The sequence below is a fragment of the Pseudomonas sp. PDM31 genome, from assembly GCF_019218965.1.
GTDB lineage: Bacteria > Pseudomonadota > Gammaproteobacteria > Pseudomonadales > Pseudomonadaceae > Aquipseudomonas.
Genome location: NZ_JAHUWS010000008.1, coordinates 34,611 through 50,308, shown reverse-complemented (window position 1 = coordinate 50,308; position 15,698 = coordinate 34,611). Strand labels below are relative to the sequence as shown.

11 protein-coding genes and 5 pseudogenes are annotated in these 15,698 nt (G+C 59.8%); 7 read left to right on the top strand and 9 right to left on the bottom strand.

The features are described 5' to 3' along the window. Positions 1 to 214: 214 nt before the first annotated feature. The 7 genes and pseudogenes from KW839_RS16720 to KW839_RS16690 all read right to left on the bottom strand — a co-directional run. Positions 215 to 650, bottom strand: a pseudogene (locus tag KW839_RS16720) (sensor histidine kinase); the annotation flags it as partial. A gap of 63 nt (positions 651 to 713) precedes the next feature. Continuing rightward, complete coding sequence (locus KW839_RS16715; protein WP_218424965.1) at positions 714 to 1,520, bottom strand: lytic transglycosylase domain-containing protein; 807 nt, start codon at positions 1,518 to 1,520, stop codon at positions 714 to 716. 218 nt (positions 1,521 to 1,738) lie between these two features. Then, positions 1,739 to 2,935 (bottom strand): ABC transporter permease, encoded by a 1,197-nt coding sequence (locus tag KW839_RS16710; RefSeq protein WP_218424964.1) that lies wholly within the window; start codon positions 2,933 to 2,935, stop codon positions 1,739 to 1,741. Further along, on the bottom strand, positions 2,935 to 4,146 hold the full coding sequence (locus tag KW839_RS16705; protein WP_060543837.1) for an ABC transporter permease: 1,212 nt from the start codon (positions 4,144 to 4,146) through the stop codon (positions 2,935 to 2,937). Before KW839_RS16705 ends, KW839_RS16710 begins: the two co-directional genes overlap by 1 nt. Then, positions 4,146 to 4,832, bottom strand: coding sequence for an ABC transporter ATP-binding protein (locus KW839_RS16700; protein ID WP_060543836.1), 687 nt, complete (start codon positions 4,830 to 4,832; stop codon positions 4,146 to 4,148). The genes KW839_RS16705 and KW839_RS16700 overlap by 1 nt, the downstream gene beginning before the upstream one ends. After that, entirely contained in the window at positions 4,829 to 5,980 is a 1,152-nt protein-coding gene (locus KW839_RS16695; RefSeq protein ID WP_218424963.1) for an efflux RND transporter periplasmic adaptor subunit, read from the bottom strand. Before KW839_RS16695 ends, KW839_RS16700 begins: the two co-directional genes overlap by 4 nt. Positions 5,981 to 6,184: 204 nt before the next feature. Further along, positions 6,185 to 6,457 (bottom strand): annotated as a pseudogene (locus KW839_RS16690) (fumarylacetoacetate hydrolase); the annotation flags it as partial. A 40-nt stretch (positions 6,458 to 6,497) separates the two neighbouring features. Between KW839_RS16690 and KW839_RS16685 the strand changes: the two are divergent. The 4 genes and pseudogenes from KW839_RS16685 to KW839_RS16675 form a co-directional block, all read left to right on the top strand. Further along, positions 6,498 to 6,659 (top strand): annotated as a pseudogene (locus KW839_RS16685) (MFS transporter); the annotation flags it as partial. A gap of 17 nt (positions 6,660 to 6,676) precedes the next feature. Further along, positions 6,677 to 6,739: pseudogene (locus KW839_RS28155) on the top strand (hypothetical protein); the annotation flags it as partial. Positions 6,740 to 6,769: 30 nt separating this feature from the next. Further along, a pseudogene (locus tag KW839_RS28150) lies at positions 6,770 to 6,928 on the top strand (SDR family oxidoreductase); the annotation flags it as partial. A 38-nt stretch (positions 6,929 to 6,966) separates the two neighbouring features. Next, on the top strand, positions 6,967 to 7,815 hold the full coding sequence (locus KW839_RS16675; RefSeq protein ID WP_060543832.1) for an ureidoglycolate lyase: 849 nt from the start codon (positions 6,967 to 6,969) through the stop codon (positions 7,813 to 7,815). Between the two features lie 214 nt (positions 7,816 to 8,029). Here KW839_RS16675 and KW839_RS16670 read toward each other — a convergent pair whose 3' ends face one another. After that, complete coding sequence (locus KW839_RS16670; RefSeq protein ID WP_218424962.1) at positions 8,030 to 8,437, bottom strand: hypothetical protein; 408 nt, start codon at positions 8,435 to 8,437, stop codon at positions 8,030 to 8,032. 712 nt (positions 8,438 to 9,149) lie between these two features. On the opposite strand from KW839_RS16670, the gene KW839_RS16665 reads away from it, so the two are divergent. Beyond that, positions 9,150 to 11,507 (top strand): tetratricopeptide repeat protein, encoded by a 2,358-nt coding sequence (locus KW839_RS16665; protein ID WP_218424961.1) that lies wholly within the window; start codon positions 9,150 to 9,152, stop codon positions 11,505 to 11,507. A gap of 207 nt (positions 11,508 to 11,714) precedes the next feature. On the opposite strand, the gene KW839_RS16660 is transcribed toward KW839_RS16665, so the two are convergent. Next, positions 11,715 to 13,751: an alkyl/aryl-sulfatase gene (locus KW839_RS16660; RefSeq protein WP_218424960.1), complete on the bottom strand. Its 2,037-nt coding sequence runs from the start codon at positions 13,749 to 13,751 to the stop codon at positions 11,715 to 11,717. Between the two features lie 169 nt (positions 13,752 to 13,920). Between KW839_RS16660 and KW839_RS16655 the strand changes: the two genes are divergently transcribed. Both KW839_RS16655 and KW839_RS16650 read left to right on the top strand, forming a co-directional pair. Beyond that, positions 13,921 to 14,880: a LysR family transcriptional regulator gene (locus KW839_RS16655; RefSeq protein WP_218424959.1), complete on the top strand. Its 960-nt coding sequence runs from the start codon at positions 13,921 to 13,923 to the stop codon at positions 14,878 to 14,880. 352 nt (positions 14,881 to 15,232) lie between these two features. Then, positions 15,233 to 15,682 carry a hypothetical protein gene (locus KW839_RS16650; protein ID WP_218424958.1) on the top strand — a complete coding sequence of 150 codons (450 nt, stop codon included), beginning with the start codon at positions 15,233 to 15,235 and terminating at the stop codon, positions 15,680 to 15,682. Positions 15,683 to 15,698 lie beyond the last annotated feature (16 nt).

Sequence of the window (15,698 nt, the reverse complement as noted above, 5' to 3'; positions counted from 1 at the left end):
TCTCCCGGTAGAGCATAGTCAGGTAGGGATGGGCTGCAATCCATTCACTCTACGGCTTGTGGAGAAGGGGGTTGAATAACCCATTCAACGCATGGCGATCGGGTCCGATTGTAGAAGAGTCCGCTTTTGGCCCAAAGTGTGTCAGTACACTTTGGGGGCACAGATTTGGGTTATTGGCAGTTTTTCGCGGGCACTGGAGGTCTCCAGAAGCCTGGAACAGCAGCGTCAGCATGCGCAGCGTCGCTGCGCCACAACCGCCCATACCTGCTGTCGGACACGATTGATCTCGCGCTTGAGGCTATCGGCCTTTTCATAGAATTCGCCCACCGCAATGACTTTTCCGTGCTTGAATCGCGCAGGGGTGCGTAGAACTCATAGAGCGGGATATCGAGCTTGCGCTCGACCTCGTCCTCATCCGGGCTCAGTTCTTCAAGGTCGGTGACCACTTTGCCCTTGAGTGCCTTGGTCACATGTTCCAATGGGAATGTGTGGTGGGTGACGGCTTTATTCGTGCTGTAGACCACCGTGCCATCGCCTCGCCAGACCTTGACCGAGACAATGTGCTGTTTAAGCGAACTACGTTGCGTGAGGCGCTCCAGGGGCTGGGCGCTTTGCGCCGAGAGCTTATCGTCGCGGCTTCTCTCCTGTAGTGGTCGAGGATGGGAGGGGGAAAGGGCATTGGTGGACTATTGCGGGTGATACGCCCTGCGGTACTAGCGATGGTTGCGATAGCGCTCGGTCAAGGACTGCACGCGGGTGACGTAGGATTGCGTCTCGGCGTAGGGAGGCACCCCGTTGTATTCGACCACGGACGCCTCGCCGGCGTTGTAACCTGCCAACGCCAACACCTGGTTGCCGTTGAAGCGCTTGAGCAGCCAGGCCAGGTAGCGCACACCGCCACGAATGTTCTGTCGTGCGTCGAACGGATGGTCCACGGCGAAGCGCTCGGCGGTGGCGGGCATCAACTGCATCAGTCCTTGGGCGCCGGCTCTGGAAATGGCGTTGGGGCGAAACGCCGATTCGGCATGGATCACTGCGCGGACCAGTGCCCTGTCGACACCATAATGACCCGAAGCGGCTTCGATCTCCCGCCGATAGGACTGGGTGTCCAGGCGCAGTGAGGCGACCTTGAAATCCTTCGGCGCCATGCACAGATAGCAGCCCTTGATGTAATACAACTCAAGGACATCGACCCGTGCGGAGATCCCGACAGGGCGCCGGCTCACATATTGACGAACACCCCTGTGGATGAAGGTGTACACCCGAACCCGCACCGCACCAGACTTGTCGTCCCCCGCCCGCCGTGGCAGGGCCCTTGCCTTGGCGTTGGCACCGGCGACTGCCGTGTCATTCTGGCGAGTGCAACGGGCGCTGGCGATGGCTTCGCGGGTGTAGCTGACGGCTCCGTCCCTGGTTTGGCACTTGTACATGGCGCTGGCGCACAATGGAGCGACCAGCAAGGTCAGCCCGATGCCGCCAAGAAGGCTCTTGCGAGCCCATCGCCATGTTCTGCAACTCATCACATCGCTCCGCGCCGCAGGCGCCGATCAGATCTGGGGCGCCAGGTCCGGGCGCCGTCTCTGGCGGGCCTGCTCTGGGTCACTCGCCTTTTGTTCTGATAGTTATACCCCTTGTGACCGGCCTTGGAACTTGCGTTGACGTACGGGCTGCCGGCGAGACCGGCGAGACCCGGCCGCACGGTGCCTTGGCTGGCCGGTCCGGCTCATTGGCCTGGCCGCTATTCACTGCGCAAAGCCGCCACCGGATGCAGGCGGGCGGCCCGCAGTGCCGGAGCGAGGCCGGCGAGAATGCCGATAACCGCCGCCAGCAGCAGCGCCAGCAGCAGAAACAGTGGCTGCACGGCCAAGGGCAGGCTCGGCATGGCCAGGTGCAGTAGCCCCAGCAAGAGGCCCATCAACAATAGACCCAGCAGGCCACCGGCCAGGGACAGCAGCGTCGCTTCGGCGAGAAACAGCCCGAGCACCTGCCGCGGACTGGCACCAATGGCTCGCAACACGCCGATTTCCGCCGTGCGCTCGCCCACAGTGGTGGTCATGATGGTGAGAATGCCGACGGCGCCGACCAACAGGGAAATGCCCCCCAAGGCACCGATGGCCAGGCTCAGGGTGCCGAGCACGCGGTTGAAGCTGCGCAGCATGTCGTCCTGGGTGGTCAGGCTGAAGTCCTCCTCGCCGTGCCGTTCGCCGAGCACCTGGCGAATCTGCCGACTCAACGTTCGCGAAGTGGTGCCGGCGCCGAACACCACATGGACTTTGACCACCCCGGTGCGGTTGAACAGGCTTTCGGCCCAATCCACCGGGATGTAGGCGATATCGTCGAGGTTGAAGCCGAGTAACTGGCCCTTCTGCGCCATCACGCCGATCACCCGGAAACGCACGCCGCCGACGCGGATCAGTTCGCCCAGCGGATTGCGTGTACCGAACAGCTCCACACGCAGCTGATGGCCGAGCACCACATAGGGCGGCGAACGACCGTCACGGGGCGCGGGCAGGAACTCGCCCAGGCTCAGTTGCATGCGCCAGGCCTGCGCCAGCTGATGGCCGCCACCGATAATGTCGCTGCGCCGGCTCAGTTGGCCGAACTGGATATCCCCGCTGCCCTGAATGATCGGCACCGCCGCCTCGACATGCGGCAAGCGCCGCAGGGCGTCGGTATCACTGATCGTCAGTGGCCGGACGCTGCCGAGCAGACCGCCGAGCCCGCTGGTCTGGGTCTTGCCCGGGCGCACGGTGATGATCCGTGTACCAAACTGCGCGAAGTTCTCCAGCACATAGCCGCGCACGCCTTCGCCTATGGCCGTGAGCAGTGCCACGGCGGCTATCCCGATCGCGACCCCGAGCAAGGTCAGCAGGCTGCGCAAGGGGCGACAGGTCAGCGCCGAGCTGGTCAGCCGCAAACCATCCAGCCAGCGCATCAGTGCGCTCCCGGCGTGCGTAGCGCCGCCACCGGCTCCAGCGCCGAGGCCCGGGCCGCCGGCAGCCAGGCGAACAGCAGCGCCGTGCCGAGTGCCAACAGCACCGCGCTGGCCCGCGCCCACCAAGGTGCATAAAGCGGCAGGTCGAACGCCAAGCGTCCCAGCCAGAGCAGGGTTTCGGCCAGAAGCAACCCAGCCACCGCCCCCGTCAGGGCGAGCAGCGCCGCCTCGCCAAGGAATAGCAGGCGCAGTTGCGCCGCCGTCACACCTATGGCTTTGAGCAGGCCGATCTCGGCGCTGCGCTGGCTCACTGCAATCCAGGTCACGTTCATGATCAGGATGCCTGCCACCAACAGGCTGATCGCGGCAATCCCGGCCACCGCCAGGGTCAGCACCGCGAGTATCTCGTCGAAGGCACTGAGCAGGCTGTCCTGGCTGATCAGGGTGACGTCTTCCTCACCCTCGTGGCGCTCCTTGAGCGTGGCCAGTATCAGCCGCTTGCTACGCTCGAGAAAGCTCGGGCCACGTACCTCGACAAACACCCGCTGCAACCCCTCGCGATTGAACAAGGCCTGGGCACTGGCCACCGGGATGATCAACATCTCGGCGAAATCCATCCCCAGGGATTCGCCTCGATCACTGAGGATGCCCACCACCCGGAAGCGCCGGTCGCCGGCGCGCAACCATTCACCCAGGGCCGGGCGCGTACCGAACAGCTCGCGCCGCAGTTTACCGCCGATCACGCAGACGGCCTCGGCCTGCTCAGGGTCAAGCGCCGGCAGGGGCTGGCCCTGGACGACTGTCAGTTGGCGAATGGCGAAGAAGTCGCGGGTGGTGCCCAGGGTCAGCACCTCGCGATTGCGGTTGCCGACTATCACCTCCATCTGCCCGGCCTGCATCGGCGCGACCCGGTGGATGCCCGGCAAACGGGTGATGGCCTGGACATCCTGCAGGGTCAACTCGTGCGGGGTCAGGCCGGTGAGCGGCGGAATGCGCCCCGTGGTTTCCTTGCGGCCCGGGAAAACGATCAGGATGTCGCGCCCGAGCACAGAGAATTCGTTCAGGACGAAGGCCCGCGCCCCCGCGCCGAGACCGGTGAGCAGATTGACCGCAACCACCCCGATAGCGATGGCCAGCAGCAGCATCAGGCTGCGCGAGCGATGCCCACGCAAGGCGCCGAGCCAGAAGCCCAGGGCATCGGCGGCGCGCATCAGGCCAGCGCCGGCTGCGGCGCAGCACTGTGGATCCGCCCGTCACGCATGTGTAACTGGCGTTGCGCGCGGGCGCCCAGGCTGGCGTCGTGGGTTACCACAATCAGGGTCAGACCCTCGCCGTTGAGTTCCTCCAGCAGGTTGAAGACCTCGGCGCCGGCCTGGCTATCGAGATTGCCGGTGGGCTCGTCGGCCAACAATAGCGCCGGTTGCATGACCATCGCCCGGGCGATGGCGACGCGCTGGCGTTGACCACCGGACAGCTCACCCGGGCGGTGGGCAATGCGCTCGCCCAGCCCCAGACGCGCCACCAACTGGCTGCTGCGCTTGTGCCGTTGCGCCGCGCCGATGCCGGCGAGGACCATCGGCAGCTCGATGTTTTCCAGCACCGTCAGCCGTGCGAGCAGGTGGTAAGACTGGAACACGAAACCTATCAGTTGGCTGCGTAATTGGGCGCGCCGCGCTTCGCTCAGCGTCGCCGTGGCCTCGCCCTGCAGCCAGTATTCGCCGGCGCTCGGCGCGTCGAGCAAACCGAGGATGTTCAGCAGGGTCGACTTGCCCGAGCCCGATGGGCCCATCACCGCCATGTAGTCACCGGCGGCGATGTCCAGATCCAGGCCGTCGAGCCCCATCACCTGCTGCTCGCCCAACTGGAAGCTGCGGCAGCCGCCGCGCAGGCGGATCATTGCTCAGTCTCCGGCGCATCCATCGGGATCACCGCCACGGTGTCCTTGAGTCCTTTCTGCTCAAGGCTGGCGACGATACGCGAGTCGTCGTCCAGCCCTGCGAGCACCTCGGTCCAGCGCCAGTTGCTCAACCCGGTTTGCACCTGCACCTCGCGCAACACTCGGGCGCTCGGGTCATACCGCAGCACGCGCTGCCCCTCCAGCAGGGTCTCGGTGGGGATGCGCAAAGCAGCTGCGCGCTGTTCCAGGAGGATCTCGACGTCGGCGCTATAGCCGGTGAGCAGGGCCAGATCGGCCGGCGGCTGGTCGAAGCGCACCTCGACATCGACGGTGCGCGCCTGCTTCTCCAGTTCACGCACATAGGGCGCGATGCGGCTGACGCGGCCGGCGAAATGCTGGCCACGGAAGGCATCCAGGCTGATCCGCACGGCGGTTCCGGGGCGAACCCGGGCAGCGTCCACTTCATCGATCGGCGCCTCGACATACAGGCAGCTGTCGTCGATCAGGTCGACTGCCGGCGGCGTGGGAATACCCGGCGGCGAAGGGGTGACGAACTCGCCGAGTTCGCCGTTGATTTCTGCGACGATGCCGGCGAATGGCGCACGCAGGGTCGTCTGCTCCAACAGTGAACGCTGCAACTGCACGCTGGCGTCGGCCTCGCGGATCAGCACGGCACTGGCACTGCACATCAGCTTCGCCAGGTGAGCCTTGGTCTGGGCCTGATCGAGGCGATCGGCGGCAACCAGCTTGCGGTCGGCCAACTGGCCCAGGCGATCGAGGTCGCGCCGGTCCAGATGAGCCTGCTGGCAGCGCTGTTCGCGGGCGTTGCGTTGGGCCTCCAGCCGCGCCTCGGCCTCCTGCAGCCGGGCCTGTTGCTCGTCCTGCCGCAGGCGCATGAGTACCTGCCCCGGCTGGACTCGCTGGCCCTCGGCAATCAGCAACTCGGCAACCTGGCCGCCGACATTGAAAGACAGATGCGAGCGTCGACAGGACTTGAGCGTACCGGCGCGTGTGTTGGCCACCAGTGTCTCCACCGGCCCTCGGTCAACCTCCAGCAGCCTGACCGGCAACGGCTGTGGTCGACTCAACCAGCCGCCCAGCACCACCAGGCAGGCCAGCATCGACGAACCAATCAATACTTTGCGCATGGACTTCACCTCCACCCCACAAGGCATGAGCCTAGGTCAGGAGGTTGAAAGCTCAACTCGAAACGTCATTTATCCGACGATTTTCAGACGGGCGTCGTAAGTGCGTCAGATAAATGACGAATGAGATTTATTTCTTTCGCAATTGCTGTTCCCCAGCCATTGCTACCGCCATAAAAATTCTTTGCCGCAGCGCCACCGCTCAATGTTGTCCTTGGCCTTGCTCAACAACAGCGCACTGCGGCCTTCGAAATCCCGCAGGTTGACGTCGTTGCCCAGGCTGGCGCCATGGATCTGGCCACGGCTGTTGACGGCCAGCACCACCTCCGGCTCCGGATTGTTCCATTGCGAGCCTGGATGAATGCCGATGTGGCTGCCAGTGCCGACGGCGGCGAGAACCGGTGCCTTGGTGAAAATTTCGGCGTCCGGGCCGATACCGACTTCCAGGTATTGCGACCACATGCCTTGTTCGATCAGCAGGGCTTCGACGCTGCAAATGAAGGTGCCGGGTGTCTGGCGAACCGCCGTCGCGGAAAACCTCACCGGCAACATCAATAACGGTACCTGCGTGTTGGCCCTGTGCCTGTTCTTCAGCGGCGGTTTGATCCTGGCCATTCCCGCGTCGATGCTCGGCAGAACTGCGAAAACCGCGCGTACCACCGCGAGCCTGGAGACGGCATGAACCTGCAGGACTAACGCGTGCTGGTGACGGCCGCCGGGCAGGGCATTGGCAAGGCCTGCGCCATTGTCTTTGCCCGGGCCGGTGCTGAAGTGTTTGCCACTGACATCGATGACGAAGCACAGGTGTATCAGCAATTTCTCGATCGCCAACCCATGGGTAGAATCGGCAGCGCCGACGAGATCACCCGGTTTGCCTTGTACCTGGGCAGTGATGAGTCGGCCTACACTATCGGGGGCATGCATGTCATCGTTGGCGGCATGAGCATCTGAAGCCTGGTTTGCACTTTCAGTTTGAGCAGGAGAAACACATGAAGCTGTTGCGTTATGGCGAAAAAGGTTCGGAGAAGCCCGGCCTCCTGGATGCTGATAATCAGATCCGCGACCTTTCGGGCCACGTGGCGGATATCGCCGGTCAAGTCCTGAGCCCGCAAAGCCTGGCAGCGCTGGGCGCCATCGATCCGGCCAGCCTGCCGCTCGTTGCCGGCCAGCCGCGTATCGGTGCTTGCGTAGGGCAGGTGGGCAAATTTATCTGCATCGGTCTGAACTACGCCGACCATGCGGCCGAGTCGAGCATGGACGTACCGAAAGAGCCGATCATCTTCAACAAATGGACCAGTGCGATCTGCGGGCCGAATGACAACATCGAGATCCCGCGTGGCTCGCTCAAAACCGACTGGGAAGTGGAACTTGGTGTGGTCATCGGCAAAGGTGGGCGTTACATCGATGAAGCGAACGCCATGGAACACGTCGCCGGCTATTGTGTCATCAACGATGTGTCGGAGCGCGAATGGCAACTGGAGCGCGGTGGCACCTGGGACAAGGGCAAAGGTTTCGACACTTTCGGCCCGCTCGGCCCGTGGTTGGTCACTCGCGATGAAATCAACGATCCTCACGCGCTGGATCTTTGGCTGGATGTCGATGGTCACCGCTACCAGACAGGCAATACAAGGACACTGATCTTCAATGTGCCGCAGTTGATTGCCTATCTGAGTCGTTGCATGAGCCTGCAACCAGGCGACGTAATCTCCACCGGCACGCCGCCTGGCGTGGGTCTGGGAATCAAACCTGCCCCGGTCTTTCTGCGTCCTGGCCAGACCATTCGGCTAGGCATTACGGGGTTGGGTGAACAGCATCAAGTCACCGTGCAAGCGGACTGACGGGGCACGGCTCATGCGCAAAGAACCGTCCTTGTATCAATGGCCGGATGTGAAGTGAGCCGAATCCGTCCTGATCACGCGCTCAGTCCGGACGATAAATCCGTTGCCAATGCCCAACGCTGGTCATGGAAGGTCACCGACCAGCGTTCCAGCACCGCCTTGTTTCCCGCTGAGACCGGTGTACCGGCGAGCCCCTGCCTTTTGCCTGTAGTCCTCAAAACAGCCTGGTGATTTCATTCAAGATCCGATCCTGGGTTTCAGTGGTTGGTCTTTGGCGATAAGCGACGGCCAAAAAAGCAACGCCTTCATAGTCGCAGCGAATCGAAACAGTCATACCCTGACGAAACCCGAAGACGGATCGGTTGCCGGCCTCAACAAAATATCTCGCTTTTGTAAGCGCCACTCTGGCGTGCTCCAGACAGCCAGTTTGGCTAAGGGAGTGCTGTAGCCAACTGGTAGTGAGTCGCACAGACGAAGTCTCGCTGTCATCGATGGGGGGGCGAGTAATTGCTTTATTCGGTGCACTAGCGTTCTCGTCGCTGGCGCAAGCGACCAGCCCCATTGAGATAACACCCAGCAAGAAACCAAAACGAACGCTCGAATGCTTAAGTGGATTTCCCATGGTGAGGCGTACCTGTGACGGACTGCAATGAATGAAGTGTTTGGCCGCACTTGCCGCGCCATTTCAGTGCTGCCCTCAGGTCGAACCCGAAGACGCGCAGTTGCTGGTCGCAGCGACAGGCCTTGGCGATGCGCGCCACCCACGCGATGGAAGGCTAGCGCATTGGGCCGCCGCAGAGTTGCCGCTCGTCGGCGATAGTTTCTGGCCGGTTGTTGCCTTTCGCGGCTGGCAGCAATCGGCCAATTCTGTTGAAAAAGTCGGTTCTTCCAGACTGCCCGCATACTAGCCGCTGAAAGCGCCTTTTTTACGCACCGCTATGCGAAATCTGACCCAGGAGCCCTCTGATCAAAGTAAAGACTTCAATTTCAAGCGCGTACTTTTCTGTCGTGGAAACCATGGCCGACTGTTTTCAACAGAATTGGCCAAAAGCGGACGTTGGAGCGAGTCCGCTGCCAGTGGATTTGGACATTCATAGGGGCTACGCTTCGGCCTGGGCAGAGCCATAGCGAGACAGAACCAGAGAAATTTTGTGGATCGATCCAGAGTCTCAAGATTAATCGCGCGAAGGAGTTGAAACTGAGTACGGCATCGCGATCAATAGGATTGATCCGGCTATCACGTAGATTTTTGACAGTCACCGGCCATCCGGCAGGGCTGTAGTGAAATTGAACGCGCGCTTGGTAACAAACGCATCCGGGCTATGGAAGTCGTAATGCCGAAAGATAAAAATAAAACGGTTATCGATTCGCAACCGACGACGATTAACAGCTATCTGTTTCCCGTCACTATCGGCGTTCTGCTCATGGCCATTGTGGGCATCGGGTGGTTCCTGGTCAGCAGCAAACCTGCTCCAGTGACTTATGCGCCGGTTGGCACACCGGTCGTCCAGCCGGCCACTCCACAACCTGGTGCCGTAGTGCAGGAAAAGGCGCTGGCAAAAATGGTTGATGAGCAGCAATGTCAGGGTTGTCACAGCGCCCAAGTCAAGGACTGGCAAGGCTCCCATCACGAACTGGCGATGCAGGTAGCCAACGCTGAAACCATGCTGGGCGACTTCAACAACGTCACCTTCCATGCGGAAAAAGAAACCACCCATTTCTCCCGCAAAGGTGACGAATTCTGGGTCAACACCCCCGGCATCGATGGCAAGAACGCGGACTTCCAGGTCGCTTACACCTTTGGAATTTCGCCGCTACAGCAATACCTGGTGGCGGTTGGTGACGGTCACTTGCAAGCTCTGGGCGTGGCTTGGGATACCGAAAAAAACCGCTGGTTTCACCTCTATCCAGGCCAGGGCGTGAGCTTCAAGAACCCGATGCACTGGAGCAAACCGAGCCAAAACGCCAATTTCATGTGCGTCGAGTGCCACACCACGGGTTACAAGCGCAATTTCGATACGGCAAAAAATACCTTTGACAGTCATTGGAACAGCCTCGGTGTCGGCTGCCAGGCGTGCCATGGCCCGGCCTCCAATCACCTGGAATGGACGACGAAAAAAGGTGACTTGATCCACGCCGGGTTTCCCGTCGGCCTCAAGGACAAGAATTCAACCGTAGAAATCGAAACCTGCGCACGCTGCCACTCCCGACGTGCGCCGCTGGGCGATGGTTTCACCGTCGGCAATCGCCTGATGGATGACTACCTACCGAGTCCCCTGACCCGCGAACTGTATGCACTGGACGGCAAGATCAAGGATGAAGTATTCGAACATGGCTCCTTCACCCAGAGCAAAATGTCCGACAAGGGTGTGCGTTGCAGCAATTGCCACAATCCCCATAGCAACGAACTCAAGGCACCGGGTAACGGCGTATGCCTGCAATGCCACAACACTGCCGGCAAGACCTCGGTGGATGGTGTCGATGGCAAGGGCCTGCAAGCGAAGAATTATGACTCCATCGAACACACCCGCCACCCCATGGGCCAACCCGGCTCGCAGTGCGTGGATTGCCACATGCCTGGCAAGTTCTACATGGGCAACGACTTCCGGCATGACCATAGCTTCAGCATTCCCAACCCCGAGCGGGCGAAAAAACTCGGCACGCCGGATGCCTGTTTGAGTTGCCATCAAGGCAAGGTCGGCGACAAAGTCATCGAACAGTTCAAACTCTGGAACGCGGCCACAGTTGCACATATGCCGCGCTACGACGAAAGCCTGTGGCGGATCCGCAACGGTGAACCCGGTGCGGCACAAGCGTTGTATGAGCAATTGCATCGCAGCGACCTGCCAGCGATCCAGCGGGCGACGTTGCTGGTCGAGTTGCCGCTATACCCCAGCGAGCAGGCGTTGAACCTGGCGACCCAGCACCTGAGCAACCCGGCACCGCAAGTGCGAGAAAGTGCCGTGCGGGCGATCAGCGCGTTACTCCCGCCACCGGAGCGGGCGCCGCTGCTGACGCCATTGCTGGGTGATCCTGTGAAGGCCGTACGCATCGCCGCAGCGCGAGATTTGTTGAGCGTGGCTCGCACTGGTTTAGGCAGTGCACAAAGCAACTGGAATGCCGCCATTGCCGAATACGAAGCAGTACAGAAGAGCCTGGCCGAACGCGCCGAAGCCAACCTCAACCTGGCAATGCTCTACCAGGCCAGCGGTCGCAGCGGCGAAGTCGAAGCGCTGCTGCGCACGGCCCTTAAGCGTGACCCGGATTTCTACCCGGCACTGGTGACGCTGGTGCAATGGCTGGAAGCGGGCGGACGCAGCCAAGAAGCTCAGGCGCTGCTCGCGCAAAGCCTGAAAGAACACCCGGAGGCTGCCCTGCTGCAACATACCCAGGGTTTGTCGCTGGTGCGTGCGGGTAAAACGGATCAAGCCATGCCGGCTCTGCGCAAAGCCGCGCAACTGGAACCCGATAACGCCCAATACGGTTACGTCCTGGCCGTGGCACTGCATGACAGCGGCAACGTTGAGGCGGCATGTGAGGAATTGGAAAGGCTGTTGAAGGTGCATCCCGCCAACCGCAATGCGCGGCAGGCGTTGATCCATTACTACCTCAAAGGCGGGCAGGAACCGAAGGCGAAGATGCTCGTGCAGGGCTGGAAGAAAATGAACATGGATGATCCATCGTTGAAATGATCCGTCGCGTCTGGAGCAACTGCCGAGCAGGGAAAACATGCATTTGGTGAATCGATGCGCGCCCGTATGTTGTTTTATTCAACCACTGAATTACATGACCCAATACTGGAGCATCGCTTACTCCTTCGCAGGTGTTGAATGGGCGCGTCCAGGCAGCGGGCGCGCCAAGGTTGTTGACCCTTTAGCGGGATTAAGGGCGCGGTCCGGTTACTGCTTTGTACCCGGCAGTAGTTCAAAGTCCGGGGCAAACGGCGTCATGGCTGCCATCAGCAGTTCGAACGGTTTGTGATTGCCCGTGAAGCTAGCCTTGCCGTCCTTGACGAGCTGATTGAAGCTGGTTTTTCTTGCCATCACGCCTTCAAGCGCAGAGCGATCTAGGGTGATGGTCAGGTCGGCGTTTTTGGCCTGCTGTCCCTTGATGCTGGTCAGGGTCGAGTTACTCAACTCGACCACGAACTGTTCGCCATTGTCCGGCGTCTTGAGATTCAGGATGAAGTGTTCACCCGCAACTTTGCTGCCATCCAGGCTGATGCCGAGATACTCCAGCCACAACTCCGTGCTCATGGCGCGGATCATGTCAGGTCCACCGGTTTTTGGCGGTACGCCTTTGGGCGCGCCGTGGCGCAGTTCGTACGCCGCGGCAAGGAAACTGTTGCGCACGCCGGCACTTTCCTTCTGATAGCCGACCTGCTCATAGACGTCCGCCAGCAGATCCTTGGCCTGGCTGTTTTGCGGCTCGGCATACACCAGTTTATTGAGGATCTCGTAGGCTTCGCGGTATTTGCCCTGGTCGAACAGGGATTTGCCCTTGGCCATGATCTTGTCCGCGCCGCCCATCATTTCGACATACAGCGGTGCCGAATCTTTCGGTGAAAGCGGCATCAGCGTCGCCGGGTTGGCATCCCAATAGCCCAGGTAGCGGTTGATCACGGCACGGCTATTGTGCTCTTCCGAGCCGTGGTAGCTGTGAGTCGCCCAATTGTTTTTCAGGCTTTCGGGCAGCTTGTAGACGTTTTGAATCTCGTTGATGGTGACGCCCTGGTTAGCCGCATGCAGCACGGCATTGTTCAGGTTGGCGTAGGCATCGCGTTGCGCGCGCATTACTTCTTGAATCCGCTCATTGCCCCAACGTGGCCAACTGTGGGACGCGAGCATGACATCGGCCTGTTGTCCGTAACGATACAGGGCGTTGTTGATGTTCTTCGACCAGACCAGCGGATCACGGACCAGGGCACCGCGCAGCGTGTAGATGTTATGGATCGTGCCGGTTATGTTCTCGGCGGCCCAGAACGCCTTGAACTGTGGAAACCAGGTGTTCATTTCCGATGGCGCTTCGGTGCCCGGAGTGTTCTGGAACTCCATCACCACCCCGTCAACGGTCAGGGTTTCGAAATCTTTCTCGATATAGCGATTGGGCTCAATCAGCCCCATGGCGCCCATCGAGGCATTTTTCCCTATGGCCATGTCGACATGGCCGTATGGGCTGTGCGGCAACATCACACCGTACTGCAAGAAGGCGCGCCGGGTCATGGCAGTACCGGCGTAGACGTTTTCAGCCACGGCATGCTCCATGAAACCTGTCGGTGCTATCAACGGGACCTTGCCGCTGCGCACATCTGCTTCATCGACCACTGCGCGGATACCACCGAAATGGTCGGCATGAGAGTGAGAGATTACTACCGCCACGACCGGGCGCTTGCCAAGTTTTTCATTAATGAAGTCCAGGGCGGCCTTGGCGGTTTCCTTCGACATCAAGGTATCGAACACAATCCAGCCGGTATCGCCCTTGATGAAGGTGATGTTGGCCAAGTCAAAACCGCGCACTTGGTAAATCCTTTCCGGAACGACCTCATACAGACCGAAGGCCGTGTTGAGTACTGCCTGGCGTTGCAGGGACGGATTGATACTGTCGTAGTCCTTACCTTCCAGCAGGAAGTTATAGCTCCCCATGTTCCAGGCGACGTTCCCGGCCTCGGCCATGATCTTGTTATAGGACGGTGCAGCAATGAAGCCTTTTCTCGCTTCTTCAAAGTCGCGTTTGTCCGCAAACGGAAGAGCCTTGCGCACACCATTTTGCAGTTCGATCGTGTAAGGCGAAGGGGCTTTGCCTTTGCTGTCGAAATGCGCGTTTTGTGCGGAGGCGGGATCAGAACTCACGACGTTTGCATCGGCAGCAAAAATGGCCGGGCTGACGCTACCGCCAAGGGTAATCGCCAGTGCCAGATGAAGGGTCTTGTTGGACATGAAAGGGTTCCTGCGCCAGAAGGTTTGCCAATGAGCGTCAATGCCGTTGAGTGCCCATAGCGCTTGTTTATGTGCGTCGTCAGCTTGACCAGTACGGCCATGAATAGCATATTCATTTCATTACGGAAAATTCCGTTTTGATGCTTATCGATAACACAAAGGTTATGAGATGACGCCACGCCGCTTACGTCAGTTTTTGGCATTGATTGAACATGCGCACTTTGGTCGGGCAGCAAAAGCGTTGGGGGTTTCCCAGCCGGCACTGAGCAAAAGCATCCAGTTACTGGAGAGTGAACTGGGGGTCACGCTGTTCGATAGACGCACCGAAGGCGTCGTGCCGACTGCGTTTGGTCAATTGCTTCGTGAAAAGAGCCAGCGCCTGTTGATGGCCGAGGAGGACCTGCGTCGAGACATCGCTTTGCTGGCGGGAGGCGATATTGGAGCACTGAGGGTAGCGTTGGGTCCCTACCCAAGCATCGCCAGCGGTTATGCCAGCCTCGCGCGATTGCATGCCCGGCATCCTCAAATCAAGGTCACTGCACATGTCGCCGGTTGGCGTGAAGTTGCTCATCAGGTCGCCACAGGGGCAGTGGATCTGGGGATTGCCGAAATCAGCACGTTGCAAGGCAGGGAAGAGTTCACCTGCGAGCTGTTGGGTGAGCATGAGGGGCGTCTGTTTTGCCGTTCCGGCCATCCGCTGCTGTCGCAAAATCGTTCACTGACATTGGCGCAAACACTCGATTACCCGTGGGTGGCCTCGCGCATTCCGCTGCGGCTAGCGACCCATTTGCTCCCGGCAACGTTGGGCTGTGCGGGCGCTTATGATGCGGTGACGGGTGATTTTGTACCGGCGATCGAAATAGACGTGCCGATGCAAATCGTTAAATTCCTCGAGAACAGTAATGCCCTGGCTCTAGGGAATTTATCGACTTTTGAGCAGGAAATCATGGCGGGAGAAATCGCACCGTTACCCATCCATGACCTCGCACTGCGAACCCGTTACGGCTTCATTTACCTTAAAGAGCGCTCGTTACCACCCGCGGTAGAGGTTTACATGAGGGAAGTGAGGGCCGTGGAAGAAGAAATCTGTCAGCGGGAAAGCCTTCTCGTCCAAATGAGAATGGAGTGAATTCAGCGGTACGCCTGGGCTTCGAAGATACCCAGGAACAGCGAATACGAGGCCTGTGGAATGGCGAAATGCTTAACGACAGCTGTCGCCGCAATATCTAATGGCATCAGTGCCGTATTTTCGCCTGCCACAATTGCATGCGCTTTTGCGCGACCGTGGCATCGTACCGAAACCACCCACTTACTTGCAGGTGCTCCGGCAGTTGAGCGTTCGGGTTCAATAGTCTGATCGATAAACCGGGGTCTTCATAAGTTTGGGGGCTGTAAAAGTAGATGCTCATGAGCGCTACGCTATTAATGAGCTATACCCAATAGTTCCCCCACAGCACTTCTTCCATTATTGGAGGTTGGCAATGAAAACCTGCTCCCCCTTGGCTACGCTGTTCGTCACCGCGATCCTCTTTGGCTGCACAAGCTCATCAAACCATTCAATGAACCTTCCTCTGGCAGCGACTCACAAAAATCCAGGGCATGTTGCCAATACCACGTTGACCGGCGTAGGCAATCAAACTAACTTTGACTTCTACGTTACAGGTGTTCCAATCGGAACCATCATGCCTCCGCGCTTGTACACGTTCATCAATAAAGGCAGTTGTCAGCAACCAGGACCAGCCGCCTACGCAATGAACGACAAGGTCGACACTCAATCCGCCACTGGTGCCAGCGGTTGGAGCTTTTACAGAAGCGCGCCGATAACAATGCCAGATCTGCTCTCGGGTAATTATTCGGTTGTCGTGCGAACCTCACCCGAAGATGGCAACGTCGATATTTTTTGCGGCGATATAGCGCAAGCAACCCGCTGACGCTGCTTAGTTCATT